Origin of the sequence: Candidatus Accumulibacter aalborgensis (genome assembly GCF_900089955.1) — a bacterium.
Taxonomy (GTDB): Bacteria; Pseudomonadota; Gammaproteobacteria; order Burkholderiales; family Rhodocyclaceae; genus Accumulibacter; species Accumulibacter aalborgensis.
The window spans coordinates 54,014-71,238 of the sequence record NZ_FLQX01000146.1 but is presented as its reverse complement, the minus strand read 5'-3'; the positions used below and the strand labels follow the sequence as shown (position 1 = coordinate 71,238).

The 17,225-nt window shown below is 63.3% G+C and carries 14 protein-coding genes and 1 pseudogene; 3 read left to right on the top strand and 12 right to left on the bottom strand.

The annotated features are described in order from the left end of the window. Nucleotides 1-21: 21 nt before the first annotated feature. The 9 genes from hslU to fbaA all read right to left on the bottom strand — a co-directional run bounded on the left by hslU (nucleotide 22) and on the right by fbaA (nucleotide 11,336). Nucleotides 22-1,353 (bottom strand): ATP-dependent protease ATPase subunit HslU, encoded by a 1,332-nt coding sequence (gene hslU / locus ACCAA_RS18175; RefSeq protein ID WP_186408723.1) that lies wholly within the window; start codon nucleotides 1,351-1,353, stop codon nucleotides 22-24. Between the two features lie 2 nt (nucleotides 1,354-1,355). Beyond that, the gene (gene hslV / locus ACCAA_RS18170) at nucleotides 1,356-1,892 is read right to left on the bottom strand and encodes an ATP-dependent protease subunit HslV (protein ID WP_186408662.1); all 537 of its coding nucleotides are present in this window, start codon (nucleotides 1,890-1,892) and stop codon (nucleotides 1,356-1,358) included. Between the two features lie 25 nt (nucleotides 1,893-1,917). Beyond that, the gene (locus ACCAA_RS18165) at nucleotides 1,918-3,123 is read right to left on the bottom strand and encodes an STAS domain-containing protein (protein WP_186408661.1); all 1,206 of its coding nucleotides are present in this window, start codon (nucleotides 3,121-3,123) and stop codon (nucleotides 1,918-1,920) included. A 176-nt stretch (nucleotides 3,124-3,299) separates the two neighbouring features. Next, on the bottom strand, nucleotides 3,300-3,722 hold the full coding sequence (locus ACCAA_RS18160; protein WP_186408660.1) for an NUDIX domain-containing protein: 423 nt from the start codon (nucleotides 3,720-3,722) through the stop codon (nucleotides 3,300-3,302). 67 nt (nucleotides 3,723-3,789) lie between these two features. Further along, nucleotides 3,790-4,773 (bottom strand): DNA-binding protein YbiB, encoded by a 984-nt coding sequence (gene ybiB, locus ACCAA_RS18155; RefSeq protein ID WP_186408659.1) that lies wholly within the window; start codon nucleotides 4,771-4,773, stop codon nucleotides 3,790-3,792. A gap of 19 nt (nucleotides 4,774-4,792) precedes the next feature. Then, nucleotides 4,793-7,528 carry a nitrate reductase gene (locus tag ACCAA_RS18150; RefSeq protein WP_186408658.1) on the bottom strand — a complete coding sequence of 912 codons (2,736 nt, stop codon included), beginning with the start codon at nucleotides 7,526-7,528 and terminating at the stop codon, nucleotides 4,793-4,795. A gap of 186 nt (nucleotides 7,529-7,714) precedes the next feature. Beyond that, complete coding sequence (locus ACCAA_RS18145; protein WP_186408657.1) at nucleotides 7,715-8,227, bottom strand: tetratricopeptide repeat protein; 513 nt, start codon at nucleotides 8,225-8,227, stop codon at nucleotides 7,715-7,717. Nucleotides 8,228-8,469: 242 nt separating this feature from the next. After that, on the bottom strand, nucleotides 8,470-10,176 hold the full coding sequence (locus ACCAA_RS18140) for a diphosphate--fructose-6-phosphate 1-phosphotransferase (protein WP_186408656.1): 1,707 nt from the start codon (nucleotides 10,174-10,176) through the stop codon (nucleotides 8,470-8,472). 89 nt (nucleotides 10,177-10,265) lie between these two features. Next, on the bottom strand, nucleotides 10,266-11,336 hold the full coding sequence (gene fbaA / locus ACCAA_RS18135; protein ID WP_186408655.1) for a class II fructose-bisphosphate aldolase: 1,071 nt from the start codon (nucleotides 11,334-11,336) through the stop codon (nucleotides 10,266-10,268). 539 nt (nucleotides 11,337-11,875) lie between these two features. Between fbaA and corA the strand changes: the two genes are divergently transcribed. The 3 genes and pseudogenes from corA to ACCAA_RS18120 all read left to right on the top strand — a co-directional run bounded on the left by corA (nucleotide 11,876) and on the right by ACCAA_RS18120 (nucleotide 13,078). Further along, nucleotides 11,876-12,841 carry a magnesium/cobalt transporter CorA gene (gene corA / locus ACCAA_RS18130; protein ID WP_186408654.1) on the top strand — a complete coding sequence of 322 codons (966 nt, stop codon included), beginning with the start codon at nucleotides 11,876-11,878 and terminating at the stop codon, nucleotides 12,839-12,841. Further along, nucleotides 12,838-12,978 (top strand): annotated as a pseudogene (locus ACCAA_RS18125) (hypothetical protein); the annotation flags it as partial. The gene corA and the pseudogene ACCAA_RS18125, both read left to right, overlap by 4 nt. Then, nucleotides 12,941-13,078: a hypothetical protein gene (locus ACCAA_RS18120; RefSeq protein ID WP_186408729.1), complete on the top strand. Its 138-nt coding sequence runs from the start codon at nucleotides 12,941-12,943 to the stop codon at nucleotides 13,076-13,078. The pseudogene ACCAA_RS18125 and the gene ACCAA_RS18120, both read left to right, overlap by 38 nt. A gap of 42 nt (nucleotides 13,079-13,120) precedes the next feature. Here the strand turns inward: ACCAA_RS18120 and ACCAA_RS18115 are convergent, their stop codons facing one another. Genes ACCAA_RS18115 through ACCAA_RS18105 form a run of 3 tightly spaced genes read right to left on the bottom strand, consistent with a single transcriptional unit; the run spans nucleotide 13,121 to nucleotide 17,221 of the window. Then, entirely contained in the window at nucleotides 13,121-14,995 is a 1,875-nt protein-coding gene (locus tag ACCAA_RS18115; RefSeq protein ID WP_186408653.1) for a potassium transporter Kup, read from the bottom strand. 22 nt (nucleotides 14,996-15,017) lie between these two features. Then, a complete protein-coding gene (locus ACCAA_RS18110; protein WP_186408652.1) occupies nucleotides 15,018-15,704 on the bottom strand; it encodes a response regulator in 687 nt (228 codons plus the stop codon). Further along, nucleotides 15,701-17,221 (bottom strand): DUF4118 domain-containing protein, encoded by a 1,521-nt coding sequence (locus ACCAA_RS18105; protein ID WP_186408651.1) that lies wholly within the window; start codon nucleotides 17,219-17,221, stop codon nucleotides 15,701-15,703. Before ACCAA_RS18105 ends, ACCAA_RS18110 begins: the two co-directional genes overlap by 4 nt. Between the last annotated feature and the right edge of the window lie 4 nt (nucleotides 17,222-17,225).

The window sequence follows — 17,225 nt, the reverse complement described above, 5'->3', positions numbered from 1 at the left end:
ACCCACACCTGCAGACGTGGGTTACAGAACGTAGCGCGACAGATCCTCGTTCTGCGCCAGTTCGGCAAGACGGCTGTCGACATAGCCGGCATTGATGGCCAGCATTTCGCTGTTCCCCGTGCCGGCCGAGAACGACACCTCTTCGAGCAGCCGCTCCATGACCGTGTACAGTCGGCGCGCACCAATGTTTTCGGTCCGCTCGTTGACCGACCAGGCGATCTCGGCGAGACGCTTGATCCCCTCAGCGGCGAAGTCGAGGCTTACCCCTTCGGTGGCCAGCAGCGCCTGGTATTGCTTGGTCAGACAGGCGTCGGTCTGCGTCAGAATACATTCGAAGTCGGCGACCGACAGCGAATCGAGCTCGACGCGGATCGGAAAGCGGCCTTGCAACTCGGGAATCAGATCCGAGGGTTTGGCCAGGTGGAAAGCCCCGCTGGCAATGAACAGGACGTGATCGGTACGAATCATCCCGTACTTGGTCGACACGGTAGTCCCTTCGACGAGCGGCAGTAGATCGCGCTGCACGCCCTGACGCGAAACGTCGATGCCGTGCGTGTCGCTGCGCGAGGCGATCTTGTCAATTTCATCGAGAAAGACGATGCCGTTCTGCTCGACATTCCTGACCGCATCAAGCTTGACTTCCTCGTCGTTGACCTGCTTCGCCGCTTCCTCATCGATCAGCAGCTTGCGCGCCTCGGAAATCTTCAACTTCCGCGACTTCTTGCGTCCGCCTCCCATGTTCTGGAACATGCCCTGAATCTGCGAGGTCAGTTCCTCCATTCCCGGCGGGGCAAAGATCTCGGCCTGCATCGACGGCGCGGCAACCTCCACCTCGATCTCCTTGTCGTCGAGTTCGCCCTCGCGCAGCTTCTTGCGGAATTTCTGCCGCGTCGTGCTGTCTTCGGTCGTTTGCGCGTCGCTGAAGAAATTACCCCGCGCCGGCGGCAGCAGTGCGTCGAGAACCCGGTCTTCGGCAGCGCCTTCGGCGCGCTCACGAACGCCCTTCATTGCCTGCTCACGGCCACTCTTGACGGCGATCTCGACCAGATCGCGGATGATCGTCTCGACGTCGCGGCCAACGTAGCCGACCTCGGTAAACTTGCTCGCCTCGACCTTGATGAACGGCGCATTGGCCAGGCGTGCCAAACGGCGCGCAATTTCGGTCTTGCCGACGCCGGTTGGTCCGATCATCAGGATGTTCTTTGGCGTGATTTCCTGCCGCAGCGGCTCGGCCACCTGCGCGCGCCGCCAGCGGTTGCGCAGCGCGATGGCGACCGCCTTCTTGGCCTTGCCCTGACCAACGATGTGCTTGTCGAGTTCGTAGACGATTTCCTGCGGAGTCATGGACGACATCATTATTCCAGCACCTCGATGGTGAAGTTCTGATTGGTGTAGATGCACAGATCGCTGGCAATCTGCAGCGACTTGCGGACCACATCGGCGGGGTCGAGTTCGCTGTTTTCGACCAGCGCGCGCGCCGCCGAGTGGGCAAACGCACCACCCGAGCCAATGGCAACGATACCGTACTCGGGCTCGACGACGTCACCATTGCCGGTGATGATCAGTGAATTCTCGCGATCGGCCACCGCCAGCATGGCCTCCAGCCGCCGCAGTGCACGATCGCTGCGCCAGTCCTTGGCCAGTTCAACCGCCGAGCGCAGCAGATTGCCCTGATGCTTGTCGAGTTTGGCCTCGAAACGTTCGAAGAGGGTGAACGCGTCGGCGGTTCCGCCGGCAAAGCCGGCGAGGATCTGCCCCTGATGAATCCGCCGAACCTTGCGCGCGCTGGCCTTGATCACTATGTTGCCGAGCGTCACCTGCCCGTCACCGCCCATGGCCACACACTTGCCGCGACGAACCGACAGGATCGTCGTGCCGTGATACTGCTCCATGCGAAACTCCTGATGGTTGTCCTGATTAATTCCTGGCGAGAACGACGTCGGCCACGCTCTTCAGCCCAACGACGCGGAACAACTCGGCAAGCAAGTAGTTGGTGTGCAGGAAGACGATCTGTCTGCCCGTTCGTCTGACCGTCGTCAGCACGTTGAGCAGCGCTCCGGCACTGAGGAAATCCATCCGCGTCACGTCCGCACAGTCGATCAACACCGGATTATTGGCTGCCGCGTAGGCCGGCAGATCGCCAAAGCGCGCAGCTCTTATGTCGCCCTTGATCACGTACGCATCGGTCACCAACTGGTCGACTGCCGCCAGCGTCAGCGGAACGGCCTCGGCGTTCAGCACCCGATCGGCCTCCCAGGAAGGAGGGGAGATTTCAAAGGTCACTGCATAATTGATCGCCGCTTCTTCGAAAGCCTCCAACTGCCCGGCCAACTGGCAAAACTCGAGCCTCAACAGCCAGCAGCCCCGGTCTTCCGTACGACCCGGCGCAATCCGGCTGTCGAGCAGGGCGGCGACATAATCCCGGCCCAGCAGGTCGATCTCGCGTCGACCCTGGCGAGCCTTCCGCAGCAGGGCAAGAAAGCGCTCGCAGCCGGCAGCATCCAGCCGACGCACCTTTGACAGATCGACACGCAGACGGGAGGTCTTCTCGAGTGCCTGGCCAACGGCGTCGAAACCGACGTTGTTGTCACCGGTCAACTCACCCTTGAAAAACAAGGTTCCAGCCGCCTTGGCCTGCACCGGCAGCGCGACCGCGGCATCGCGCCAGCCTGGCGGTGATTTCTCGAACGATTGCGCGTACTCGATCTCGAGCGCCTCAAATGCGACTTTCTGGCTGGTCAGGCGGAATAGATCAAATAGCATCAGCCACAAGCGCTCACCGGCGCCAGAGCGGTGCAGGCGCGTCGAGTGCTCAAGCAATGCGCGCACCGCGCCATCCTGGCAATTGGCATACAGCATCGCCGCCTCTTCGGCTTCGGCATCGATCGGATCAACTTCGTCCTCGACCTGAAAGCGAGTCTCGGTCTCACTGAACACGAACTCACTCAGATCAAGCGGAGGTAGGTCAGAATCGACGACCGGTGTCGCGAACGGGATATCCGAACGGGCCAACCCGGCGGCAGGTGCCGGCGCAGGCGGCTTGCGCCTCCCGTCCGGCAGTTCGCCGGACAAAGGAGGTATCTCCTCGCGCGCGCGCGGGACGGCCGCTGGCCGAGCGACCATTTTCTTTTCCGGCGATTTCTTGAAAAACGAAAAAACCATGGGCGAGCGGGAGCGGGACTGCGGATGATTGTCGCGACAAAGATGTCGTTGTAACACATCACCCCGCCGACTGCAATTTTCAGCCTTGTCCAGCTATCTAGGAATCCATCGGGAGGCGTCGCTGGGCTTGTCCATGGCTATCGTTTGACAAGAGGTGTTGTTGTCCCGGCACCCGCAAAGGCTGGCGGGAGAGACGCTTGAATGGCCAGGAAGCGCTCGATGATCTCACGGGTAGCCTGTGACATCTTGCTGAAGGTGAGGTCAGGCTGCCTTTGATCGTAGAAATCGAGGGCCATGGCGTCATCGCCGGCGACCGGCGTCCCCGCTGCCGCTGCCCAGAAGACATTGTGGCAGTGGGTCGACGATTCGTGACTGAAAAGGAACAGCAGTGACTCGGCCCCCAGACGGGTTTCTTCGGCGAGTTCGCGGGCTGCCGCCTCAAGGCGGGTTTCATGCGCACCAATGCCCCCGCCAGGGAGTAGCAGTAGCCCGCCCCGGTTCTGCACCAGCAGAATCTGCCCATCGATCTCGACGATGACGGTGGCTCTCTGTCGCTTCATGGTCATTCTCCGATTGCGTCAGCCCGCCATCGGCGGTCGACCAGCGCGCTGCCTTCCAGGCAGCGCACTAGACCAGCGCCAGCCCGTTGTTCTCCACCGCGACCAGGGCCTTGGCCCGGTGGAGGTCCTCGGCGCGGCCGCAGGCGTAGAGGCAACAGGCAAGTTGATTGGCTATCGGTAGCGGCAGCAAGACCTCGCCGGCAAGGACTCGGCGCATCCAGGCGACCGTCGCCTGGGCATCGCAGTTCTCGGGCAGTTGCGGCAGCGTCCTGAGGCTGTCGTGCTCGGCTTCGAAGAGGACGTCGCTGACCCCGTCATGCAGGTACTCGATCATCGGGCGGCGCTTCGGATTGGCGAAGGGCTCGCCTTCGGTACCCCTGAGCAAGAGCGCATGTGCGCCGAGTCCGGTCAGTACAGCGCGCATGCTGGCGATGTAGTCAGGGTGCGTCGCGGCGGCCAGCAGAACGCCTTCGCCGAGGAACGGGTCGAGCATCTTGACCAGACTGTGGGCGCTGTTGCGCACACCGAGACGGCTGCGCAGCGCGAGTTGCCGGTCGAGGCCGGGAGCGATCAAGGGAAGCGGCAGGTAGGCCAGGCCGTGTTCGTCGATCGCCAACTGCGCCTGCTGCAGGCTGCTGCTCGGCAGGATTCCCCAGTGGCGGAAAATCTGCTCGCTGGTGACCCGTCCGTAGTCGTCACTCAAGCCGTGCACCAGGACCGGGACGCCGAAGCGCTGGAGCAGAAGCGCCAGCAGCGGCGTCAGATTGGCGCTGCGACGGGCACCGTTGTAGCTTGGAATGACGACCGGGCGGATGTGCCCGCGGGGGCGCTGCAGGGCAGGCAGGCGTTCATTGGCGGCGCCGAGGAAACCGACCATTTCGTCGACCGTCTCGGTCTTCACGCGCAGAGCGATGGCGATGGCTCCCAACTCGAGGTCGGGCACTTCGCCGTCGAGGATCGCCCCGTAGAGCTGCTGTGCTTGGGCACGAGACATGTCGCGCGCGCCGGTGGCGCCACGTCCGATCTCACTGATGAAAGCCGCGAAGTTCATGCCTCCTCCTGTCATCTGGTCAGACGATGGTTTCGCTGACCGTGCCCAACGCCTGGCTGGCGATCATCTGCTTGAGTTCCGGCAGGCACGAGCCGCAGAAGGTACCGCATTTCCGCTTGTCCTGCACCATCGCCAGCGTCGCGCCGGTGGCCAGGTCGGCGGTAATCTGCGCTACGGTGATGTCGGCACAGTTGCAGAGCACACGACTGCATTGCGGCAGTCTTCCCGGCCGTGTGCCGATCGGCGCCACGGCCCAGCGGATCAGCGCCGCATCGAGAGTCTCGTCGGCCATGACTTCCTTGAGCCAGGACTGGGCCTGCGTTTCGCCGGCCAGGCGAACGCCGATCAGGCGGCCATCCGGGGCCACCGCGCGCTTGCTGATCTGCCGCCGGTGATCGGCATAGACGATTGCGGCGTCGTCGTCGCCGAGACCGAACAAGGTATCGATCTCCCGCAAGCGACTTTCGGGCAGCGCGTGCGCGTTCGCCGCACGGAAAACGACCAGCGGCTCGGCACGTCCGTAGAGCCCGACGCTGGCAAAGGCAAACTCGCCGAGCAGGGTGCGCGCCCTGGCGAGCAGAGCGTGCGCGGTCGATTCTCCGGCCCCGGTCTTGCGCAGGACGACCAGTTGCCACGGCAGCGCCGCCTTGGCGACGGCGACCGCGGCGTGCTTGAGTTCGGGCTGGAATGAGTAGGGGTCGGTAGCCGACAGGGTAAGCGCGTTGACCCCGGCACTGTTCATGAACTGGCTTCCCCAGTGCATCGGCAACCAGGCCCGACCCGGCTTCAGGCCTCCATCGCCGCGGACGCGGATGACGATGCTGCCGCGCCGACTGTCGACCGTGGCCAGATCGCCGGTCGTCAGGCCGCGCTGGCTGAGGTCGGCAGGGTGCATCGAAAGCAGGGGCTCGTCGTCGAGATTGAACAGCCGCGCCACGGTGCCGGTGCGGCTCATGCCGTGCCACTGATCGCGCAGGCGACCGGAGAGCAGGCTGATCGGGTGTGCCGCGTCGGTCGTTTCGGCGCTTGGCCGGTGTTCGACACCGACAAAACGCGCACGGCCGCTGGCTGTTGGAAAGATCCCGTCGGCGTACAGTCGCTGCCGTCCGCTGGTCGCTCCCTCGGGCAGCGGCCACTGTTGCGGGCCGCGCGCGTCGAGCAGGGCATAGCTGATGCCGGTGATGTCGAGATCGCGCCCGCGCGTGCTTTCGCGATGCTCGTTGAAGATCGCTTCGCTGCCCGTGTAGGGAAAGAGTTCCTCGGCCAGCGGCTGTTCAAGGCGGGCACCCAGGCGGCGCGCGAAGTCGACGACGATCTGCCAGTCATGACGCGCTTCGCCGGGTCCGGCCACCGCCGGCATGATGTGCGTGATCCGCCGCTCGGAGTTGGTCAGCGTCCCTTCCTTCTCTCCCCAAGTCGTCGCCGGCAGCATCAGGTCGGCCCAGGCGGCGGTATCGGTATGCGCGTATGCTTCCTGCAGGACCACGAAATCAGCCACCTGCAGGGCTGCGCGTACTGCCGTCTGATCGGGAAGCGACTGCGCGGGGTTGGTGCAGGCGATCCACACGGCCTTGATTTCGCCGCTCTTCAGCGCGGCAAAGAGCTCGACGGCTGTCTTTCCGGGCTGTTCCGGGACCGATGGCACGCCCCACAGGCGTGCCACTTCGGCGCGGTGTTCGGCGTTCGCCAGGTCGCGGTGCGCCGACAGCACGTTGGCCAGGCCGCCCACTTCACGGCCGCCCATGGCGTTGGGCTGTCCGGTGAGCGAGAACGGACCGGCGCCAGGTCGGCCGATCTGAGCGCTTGCCAGATGCAGGTGGATCAACGCCGCGTTGTTGTGCGTTCCGTGCGCCGACTGGTTGAGTCCCTGGCAGTACAGCGACAGCGCTGCGCCGGCGGTGCCGAACCAGCGCGCGGCGGTGATGATGTCGGCTTCGGCGAGACCGCAGATCTCGGCCACGACGGCCGGCGGATAGGCGGCGACGATTTGCTCTAGCGCGGCGAAACCCTCGGTGTGAGCGGCGATGTACGGGCGATCGACCAGCTCCTCGGCGAGCATGACATTCAGCAGACCGTTGTAGAGCGCGATGTCCGTACCCGGCTTGAGCGCCAGGTGCAGGTCGGCAATGGCCGCGCTTTCGCTGCGCCGTGGGTCGATGACGATGATCCGCAGCGCTGGATTGGCGGCCCGGGCATCCTCGATGCGGCGGAAGACGATCGGATGCGCCACCGCCGGGTTGGCGCCGGCAATCAGCAGGCAGTCGGTGAGGGCGATATCCTCGTAGCAACAGGGCGGAGCATCCGCCCCCAGCGTTTGCTTGTAACCGGCAACCGCCGAAGACATGCACAGCCGCGAGTTGGTATCGATATTGTTGGTGCCGATCAGACCCTTGGCGAGCTTGTTGAAGACGTAGTAGTCCTCGGTCAGCAATTGTCCGGAGACGTAGAAGGCAACGCTGTCCGGGCCATGGCTGCGGATGATCGCGGCAAAGCGTTCGGCGGCATGATCCAGCGCGTCGTCCCAGCCGACGCGTTGACGCGGCAGCCCGCGCCGCCGGCGCAGTTCGGGATACAGCAGGCGATCGTCAGGGCGCGCCGTCAGGTGGAGCGAGGCACCCTTGGTGCACAGACGACCCGCGTTGGCCGGATGATCGGGGTCACCGCGCACGCCGACGATCTGCCCGGCTTCGGTGTCGACCAGCAGCCCGCAGCCGACGCCGCAGTAACAACAGGTGGATTTGACTGGTTTGTTCATGGCTTTTGCTCCCGGTAATTCAAAGCAAAAGACGTGCCATGTAAACAGATCAATGGATTGGCATGTCGACAGGCGAGTCGGGCCATGGAAACGCCTCATCGTGGTGCGCCGCAGCGCCTGGCTGCCTCAAGGCAGGGCGGCGGCCTTGCCGGCGGCACGAGCGCTGCTTGCTCGGCCAGTCGTGCCTCAGAGATACCCCTTGCGTTTGAGCATCTGGCCGACGAGCGCGCTGGGCTCGCGCATGGCGGGGGGTAGGGCCGGATTGTCGCAGATGCAGTTCAGGAGATTACGTACCGACATTTCATCCGAGGGCATGAGCATGATGGCGGTCTCCCAGGCCTCCTTCGCTTGCGCGAGATCCCCCAGCTCGTGGTAGGCCGTTCCCAGGTTATTCCAGGCCTCATTGAGGTGGAAGCGGTCGCTCCGCGGATAGTTGTCGATGGCCTTTCTGTACTCATCGATGGCGGCATCGATTCGCCCGTGCTCGCGGTGATCGATGCCCAACAGATAATGGGCGCGCGGGTGTTGCGGATTTTTTTCCAGGCATTGCCGATGACAGATCGCGGATTGCTCCTGGTCGATGTAGCTGTAGACGATGGCATAGCGACACAGAACCTCGGCCGACAGGCCGGCGATTTCTTCCGCCGCCTTCATCCAGCGCAGCGCTTCGCCGTAGTCACCTTCCTCCGACGCGGCCATGCACCCTTGCTCTCGCCGGCCACGGACTCGAAACCATGGACATACAGACTCGGGGCCTCGACGATGAGGTAGACGTCGACCGGGCTCGTGCTGACCATCGCGTCCGAGCGCACCAGGACCCACTCGCCGGCCACCGGTTTCCAGGGCAGCGCAGGGCCGGCGAGGCTTGTACTGGCGCGGCCCTTCATGGGTCAACGCCGTTTCTGCTGGACAGATCGCAGAGCATTCCGACTTCCGCGTGTTCAGCCGATCTGGAACATCAGCGAGTCGGCGCCTGAGTTGAGCGCGACGCTGATCGGTTGCTGATGGGTGGTCGGGCCCCAGAACTGGCGCGGACCGGGCGATGCGAAGAGGTCATTGCTGGCCCAGTCGTCGCGCCGTGAAACGAAGTACTGCATGGCCGGGGAATCCATCCTGACCAGCGCCTTCTCGATCACGAACTCGTCCTGGCCGTGCCGGCGTTCGATGTTCAGCAGGCCGGCAAGCGGGATCGCCTGCGGCGTGCCGCCGCTGGTCAGCCCGGTGATCGTCGCCATGTAGCCGGTGCGGCCGTCGAGGATCAGCGAGCCGGCAGTCAGGCCAAGGTTATAGGTGTAGGCCGCGTCGAACAGCGTCGGCGCGCCGCAACGGCCTTCGTAGCCGAGGAAGTGCTTGTGGGCGGCAAAGGGAACGGCGGCATCGAGTTCCTTGACCCGTTGCTTGGCCATGTCGATCAGCAACTGCTCGGTCGGGATCAGCGAAACCTGCAGGTTGCCGTGCGAGTCACGCTCGGCGAGCAGCATGTTGACGATGTAATCGGGCAGCGAGGCCAGCAGGCTGGCGTTGTCGGCACTGAGCTTGCTGCCGATGAACGCCGGCTTGGCGTCGTCGGCGAGAGCGGCGACCTCGGTCACGTGATGCGCGAGCACATCGTTGAGTTCTGCGATCATGGCGTTCATTTCCGGAATGAACTCGATCAGTCCTTCAGGCGCCAGCAGCACGCCGTAGTTCATTCCCTTGTGCGAGCGCTCGACGATGACCTGCGCGATGCCGTCGATGATGCTGGCCAGCGACATCTTCTTCGCCGCCACTTCTTCGGAGATCAGGGTCATCGCCGGCTTGGTCTGCAGGGCCACTTCGAGCGCGACGTGCGAGGCGGAGCGCCCCATCAGCTTGACGAAATGCCAGTACTTGAGCGAAGAACTGGTGTCCTGCAGGATGTTGCCGACCATTTCGCTGTAGATCCGCGTCGCGGTATCGAAGCCGAACGAAATCGCCAGCAGGTCGCCGATCTGCAGGTCGCCGTCGATCGTCTTCGGCACGCCGATCACCTGCACGCCGGAGCCGTCCGCCTTGACGCCGGAGAACAGCGACTCGGCGAGCACGGCGGCATTGGTGTTGGAATCGTCACCACCCACGACGACGATCGCATCGAGATTGTGCTTGACGCAGGTCTCCCTGACTTGGGCGAACTGCTCGTCGCTCTTGATCTTGGTGCGGTCCGAGCCGAGGAAGTCGAAACCGCCGGTGTTGAGAATGAAGTCGACGTGGGCATCGGTGATCTCGAACAGCGTTCCCTTGAGCAGGCCCTTGGGACCGGCCGTGACGCCGAAGAGCGTGTTGCCGGCGCCGAGAACACGCTTCAGACCACAGACGACGTTGTGGCCACCGGCGGCCGGGCCACCCGAGAAGAGTACGGCGACGCGCTTGCCGTGCACCGCTGCGCTGCTGGGTCCGGCCGAAGTGAGGACGACATTGCCCGACGCGGCGACACTTTGCGGGAACTGTGCGCGCACGCCAGCGCTGTCTTTGGTGCTCAGGACGCGGTCGGTGCTGCGGAAGCTGACCGGCTGCGGCTGGTCGGACGAGCCGAACGCGGCGCAGACCGGGAGGAGATTCTGGCGAACGGCCGATTCGAAAATCGACTTGTGCGCTTCGGTATTGAGTAACTGCTCGACCAGGGTGGTCATGGTGGGATCCTCGGTGGACAAGAAAGGCAAGAAAGGGCCGGCCCATGCCCATACTTGGGCCAGCCCGTTTTCATGCTGTGAACAGTCGCTTACGCCAGCGTGCCGATATTGTTCAGGTCGGTAAAGGCCTGCTTCAGACGGGCGCGGAAAGCGTCTTCACCCTTGCGCAGCCAGGCACGCGGGTCGTAGTACTTCTTGTTCGGTTTTTCGTCGCCTTCCGGATTGCCGATCTGGCCCTGGAGGTAGCCTTCGTTCTTCTTGTAGAAGCCCATCACGCCATCCCAGAAGGCCCACTGCAGGTCGGTGTCGATGTTCATCTTGACGACGCCGTAACCGATCGCTTCGCGGATTTCTTCGAGCGTCGACCCCGATCCACCGTGGAAAACGAAGTTGACCGGGCGGTCGCCTGTGCCGAACTTCTTCTGCACGTAGTCCTGCGAGTTCTTCAGGATGATCGGCTGCAGCTTCACGTTGCCCGGCTTGTAGACGCCGTGCACGTTGCCGAAGGCGGCGGCGATGGTGAAGCGATCGCTGACCTTGGAGAGTTCTTCGTAGGCCAGGGCCACGTCTTCGGGCTGGGTGTAGAGCTTGGAGCTGTCGACACCGGAATTGTCAACGCCGTCTTCTTCGCCACCGGTGACGCCCAGTTCGATTTCCAGCGTCATGCCCATCTTGCTCATACGTTCTAGGTAGCGCTTGCAGATTTCGATGTTCTCCTGGATCGGCTCTTCGGAGAGATCGAGCATGTGCGAGCTGTAGAGCGGCTTGCCGTGCGCCTTGAAGTACTGCTCGCCGGCATCGAGCAGGCCGTCGATCCAGGGCAGCAGTTTCTTGGCTGCGTGGTCGGTGTGCATGACGACGGTCGCGCCATACAGTTCGGCCATCAGATGGATGTGAAAGGCGCCGGAGACGGCGCCGGCGACGCAGGCGCGTTGACTGGCATTGTCGAGCCCCTTGCCGGCGAAGAACTGCGCGCCACCGTTGGAAAACTGAATGATCGCCGGAGCATTGAGTTCCTTGGCGGTTTCGATGACCGCGTTCACCGTGCTGGTGTTGATCACGTTCACCGCCGGAAGAGCGAAGTGCTTTTCCTTGGCCAGATCGAAGATTGCTTGCAACTGGTCGCCACTGGCGACGCCCGGTTTGATTTGTGTGCTCATTTTTTTGCTGGTCCAGATTCGGTTGATCGAGAAAGAGGGTCTCGTAGAGAGAGGAGAACGGACGCAATTCCGGCCGCTTCAGCCGAAGTATCTCTGGCGTTCAGCGACTCGTCAAGCTCCGTCTGCAGGACGCCTGCGCGCGCTCCGGGAAGCACCCGAAAGGCATGAAATGGAAGCGCCGGGAGGAGGGCCTCGCGCACAGCGGGCACTCGCCAACCGGCAATATTTATCGTTTCTTTACAGGTCGCGGCGCGTTCTCTCGGCTGGCATATTCAATGCCCTGATCATCATCGTACATCCGGGGCCGCTGAACCCGGCCCTGGCCGAAGCGGTCAAGACCCGCATCGAAGCCCTGCACCTCGCCGCTCCGGCAGACCGGACACCCGTGCCGATCAAGCTCGTCACGACTTCAGCGCAGCGCATTGCACTGCCGGTCGGCACAATACCCGTTGCGCCCTGGGCCAGAGCAGCGGAGACGCATCTCCCTGCGGCGACGAAAACAGAGAAAATGCCGATATTCCCACTCCGGAGCCGCGTTCATGCTGATCAACTGCGTTGCCTACCGCGAAGGCAAGAAGCTCGCTGATATCGATATCGAGGAAATCAGTGGCTACCTGCGGGATCAGGATTGCTTCGTCTGGGTCGCCCTGAGCGATGCTACCCAGGACGAACTGGAGAAGATGCGCGAGGAATTCGACCTCCATGCGCTTGCCGTCGAAGACGCGAATCACGGCCACCAACGGCCGAAACTCGAGGAGTATGGCGACGGCCTGTTCGCCGTTCTCCACCTGCTCGATATGGAGAACGGCGGGATCGCCGTCGGCGAGTTGGATATTTTTGTCGGCCACAATTTCATCCTCTCGGTACGTAACCGGAGCGGCCAGCATCTGCTGGGGATACGCGAGCGATGCGAACGCGAGCCCGAAGTTCTCAAACAAGGGTCGGGTTTCGTCCTCTATGCTCTGATGGACGCGGTGGTCGACCGCTATTTTCCGATTGTCGACACCATGGAAACGGAACTTGAAGGCATCGAGGAGCGCATCTTCGAGAAGGGGGCTGCGCGCTTCAACATCGAGCGGCTCTACGACCTCAAACGTCGTGTCACCGTCGTCAAGCATGCTGTAGCGCCGCTGATGGAAGCGGTCAGCAAACTTGCCAGCGGTCGCGTGCCGCCGGTCTCGGCGAGCAGCCGCCACTATTTTCGCGATGTCTATGACCACCTGACACGGATCAACGCTCACCTCGACACCCTACGCGACACCATCAGCACCGCCATCCAGGTCAGCCTGTCGTCGGTAGCCATCGAGCAGAACGATGTCGCCAAGCGCCTCGCCGCCTGGGCTGGAATCTTTGCCATCGCTACTGCCTTTGCCGGGATCTGGGGAATGAACTTCAGGTCGATGCCTGAATTGCAGTGGGAATACGGCTACCCCATGGCGCTGCTGATCATCGTCGGTGCCATGGGCTTGCTGTTTTTCCGCTTCCGGCGCATGGGATGGCTATGACCGGATGTCCCGATCCCGATCAACTTCTGGCTCGCGTTCAGGAGGAGGAAGCCAAGGCTACCCGCGGCAAGCTGAAGATCTACTTCGGCGCAGCCGCCGGTGTCGGCAAAACCTGCACCATGCTCAGCGCTGCGCGTGCTGGGTCGGGATGCATATCGACAGGTCGAGAGCTTTGCCAGTCTGGTGGCGATTGCCTTCGAGCGCATGCGCTATGCCGATGTCACGCTGATGGCTTGAGACGACGACGTTGCACGTCGTCGTCTCAAGCCGCCCCAAACGCTACATCACGACTTGCGTCCCCAATTCGACGACGCGATTTGCCGGCAGCCCGAAGAAATTTGCGGCGCTGCCGCCGTTGCGGAACATCGAGACAAAGAGCTTGCCGCGCCAGCGGCACATCTCGGTATTGAGTCGCGGAAGCAGCGTTTCCCGACCGAGGAAGAACGAGGTGTCCATCGGGTCGAAATGGAGCCCGTAGTCGGCACACCCTTCCAGCGCCAGCGGCAGGTTGGGTTGCTCCATGAAACCGTAGAACACCTTGACCTGCCAGAAGTCGCTGTTCATCTTCGCGACCTCGACTCGGCCGGCATCGGTGCCGCGCGGAACGTCGAGGATGTGGACCGAGACCAGCACCATGCGCTGGTGCAATACCTTGTAATGCTTCAGGCTGTGCAGCATGGCGTGAGGCACCTGGTCGGGGTTGGAGGTCAGGAAGACCGCGGTACCCGGTACTCGGGTCGCCTCTTCAACCCCTTTGACGAAAGTCCTGGTGTCCATCGCATCCATCGCCAGATGGGCACTGAGCAGGTCGCGGCCACGTTTCCAGGTCGACAGCAGCAAATAGACGCACAGGCCGAAGAGCAAGGGGAACCAGCCGCCATCGGCGATCTTGACCGAGTTGGCCGCGAAATAGGCCAGATCGATGATCGCGAAGGGCAGGGCACCCAGAAATGCGCGCCAGACCGGCCAGCCCCAGACGTATCTCGCGACGACAAAAGCCAGCAGGTCGGTGATGAACATCGTGCCCGTCACGGCGATGCCGTACGCCGCCGCCAGATTCGACGAACTACCGAAGCCGAGCACCAGCGCGACGACAGCGAAGAGCAGCGTCCAGTTGATGCCTGCCAGGTAGATTTGCCCCATCTGCTGATCCGAAGTGTGGCTGATCTCCATGCGCGGCGAGAAGCCGAGCTGGATCGCCTGCTGCGTGATCGAGAACGCGCCGGAAATCACCGCCTGCGAGGCGATCACCGTTGCCACGGCGGACAGAACGACCATCGGATAGAGCAGCCAGTCCGGCGCCAGCAGGTAGAACGGGTTGGCAATCGCTTGCGGATCGCGCAACAACAGCGCGCCCTGGCCGAAATAGTTGACCACCAGCGCCGGCAGTACCAAGCCAAACCAGGCGACCTGGATAGGCTTGCGCCCGAAGTGCCCCATGTCCGCATACAGCGCTTCGCCGCCCGTCAGCACCAGGACGGCGGCGCCCAGCGAAAAAAACCCGAGAATGGGCTTGTCGGCAAAGAAACGGACGGCGTGCCACGGCCCCAGCGCGCGCAGCACCGCCGGGTCGTGGGCGATGCTGATCAAGCCGAGGATGCCCAGGATCAGGAACCAGAGTACCATGATCGGTCCGAAAAACCTGCCCACGGCGGCTGTGCCGTGACGCTGAACCGCAAACAGCAGCACCAGGACGAGCAAGGAGATCGGCAGTACGTAGGGCTTGAAGGCGGGCGTTGCCACCTCCAGTCCCTCGATCGCCGAGAGCACAGAAATCGCCGGCGTGATGACGCCGTCGCCGTAGAACAGGGCCGCTCCGAACAGGCCAAGCAGCATGATCAGCCTGCGTTGCCACGAGCCCGGCTCGATCGGCCGCAGGGCCAGCGCCATCAAGGCCATGATGCCGCCTTCGCCCTTGTTGTTGGCGCGCATGATGAAGCTCACGTACTTCAGGCTGACGACGATCATCAGCGACCAGAAGATCAGCGAGAGAATGCCGAGGACGTTATCGGGCGTGATCGGGACCGGATGGTGCTCGCCGCCGAAGACCTCCTTCAGCGCATACAGCGGACTGGTACCGATGTCGCCATAGACGACGCCAAGGGCAGCCAGCGAAAGGCCGGCCAGACGGCTCTCGGCGGTGTTTGCAGACATGTTTTCTCTCTTGTTTCAGGATTCAGGATTGGAAGCGATAGCCGACGCCGGTCTCGGTCAGGATGTGCTGCGGCTGGGTGGGGTCCGTCTCGAGCTTCTGGCGTAGCCGGCCGACGTAGATGCGCAGGTAATGGCCCCGGTCGGCATGGCCCGGCCCCCATACCTCGTGGATCAGATGGCGATGGGTGAGCACCTTGCCGCTGTTGGCGAGCATCACCGCCAGCAGGCGATACTCGATTTGCGTCAGGTGAATCTCGGCGCCGCAACGGCTGACGATACGGCGCGAGAGGTCCACCTCGACCTCGCCAAACTGGTGCACAGGCTTCGCGTCACCGTGCCAGTGACGTCTGAGCAGGGCACGCACGCGCGCCAGCAGTTCGCCGACGCCGAAGGGTTTGGCCAGATAGTCATCGGCGCCGGTATCGAGGGCAGCGATCTTGTCGCGCTCCGCCGAGCGGGCCGACAGGATCAGGATCGGCACCGGCGACCAGGAGCGCAGATCGCGGATGAAGTCGATGCCGTTCATGTCGGGCAGGCCAAGGTCGAGGATCACCAGATCGGCCTTGCCGCCGGCGGCTTCGTCGAGCCCTTGTCGCGCCGTGGCCGCCTCGATCGCGACACAAGTCTCCCGGCGCAAGGCATCGCAGACGAAGCGACGGATTTGCGGTTCGTCCTCGACGACGATGACGCGCGCGGTCGTCTCGCTCATGGCGTCGCCTCTTCTTCCATGGCCGGGGGCGTGCCGAGGGGAAGCGTGAAGCGCACGCAGGCACCACCGGGACGGTTCTCGGCGACGATCGTGCCGCCATGGGCCTCGATGATCGCCTTGCAGATCGCCAGGCCCAGGCCCGTGCCAGCCACCGCCGGCTCCCGCTCACCCCTGGCAAACGGATCGAAAACGTGGTCGATGCGAGCGGCGGGAAAGCCGGGGCCGTCGTTCCCTATGCTGACCTCCAGCCATTCCTCGCGCGTGCCGGCGATCACCTGAATCCGCGCCTCTGGCGGCGAATACTTGGCGGCGTTTTCTAGCAGATTGCACAGGACACGTTCGAGCAGAACGGCATCGAAGTGCACCAAGGGAAGATTCCGCGACAGTCCGATTTCAAGTTTGCGGTGGGCGAGAAGACCGGTGAGCAGACGCGCACTCGAGCCGACAACCTCGTCGAAGGGCTGCCATTCCTTGTTCAGGGTGACGGCTCCCGCCTGCAGGCGCGCCATTTCGAGCAGATTCGACATCAGGTGATGCATCGCGTGCGCCTGATCGCGAATGATGCCTGCCGTCTCGATGGCGCCCTCGTCCAGCGGGGGCTGCCGTTGTACCAGCGTATCGGCGAGGCCGACCAGACTCGTCAGCGGTGTCCGCAAGTCGTGCGACAGCGACGACAGGATCGATGTCCGCAAGCGCTCGGCCGAAACCTGCAGTTCGCTGCTCTGCGCTGCCTCGGCGTAGTGCAGCCGTTCGAGCGTGATCGCCAACAGTGACGCGACCGCTTCCAGCAAAGGTCGCAGAGAGCGCACGTGGTCGACGTCGTCCGTCCGTGGCGCCAGGGCCAGCACGCCAAGGACGTGCGCCGGGGCCACGAGCGGCAGAAAGACGATGGCCACGCCCATCCCGGCCAGTGTATCCGTCTCGACGATTGTCCGCCGTTCGTAGGCCGAACGTGCGAAGCCCTGCTCCAGATCATTCAGGTGGTGGCCGCCGTATTCATGAAAGGAGGCAATTTCCCGCTGTGTGTCGGCAACCAGCACGGTGCCCTCCATGTCGACCGTAGCCAGAAAATGCTGTGTGATGTCGGCGACCTGGCCGACCGTCAGCGCGCCGCCAAGATCGCGTGCCAATTGGTACAAAGCTCGCGTCTCGTGTTCTCGCGACTGGGCCTCGGTCGTCCGCTCGGAAAGAAGTGCGCCCAGGTGGGAGGTGATCAGTCCGACGGCCAGCATGACCGCGAAAGTCACCAGATACTGTCCGTCAGCGACGGCAAACGACAGATGTGGCGGAACGAAAAAGAAGTCGAACAGGGCCACAGCAAGGAAGGCCGCCATCACCGCTGGACCTCGCCCAAGCCAGACGGCGGCCACGAACACGGTCAGCAGGAAGATCATCACGATGTTGGCGAGATCGAGCAACTCCCGCAGCGGAAGCGTCCCGAGCATCGTCAGCAGACAGAGGACGGCAGCGACTACGTATCGGGCCCTGCGCCAACTGGATGGCAATGCGGTGTCCATGGCC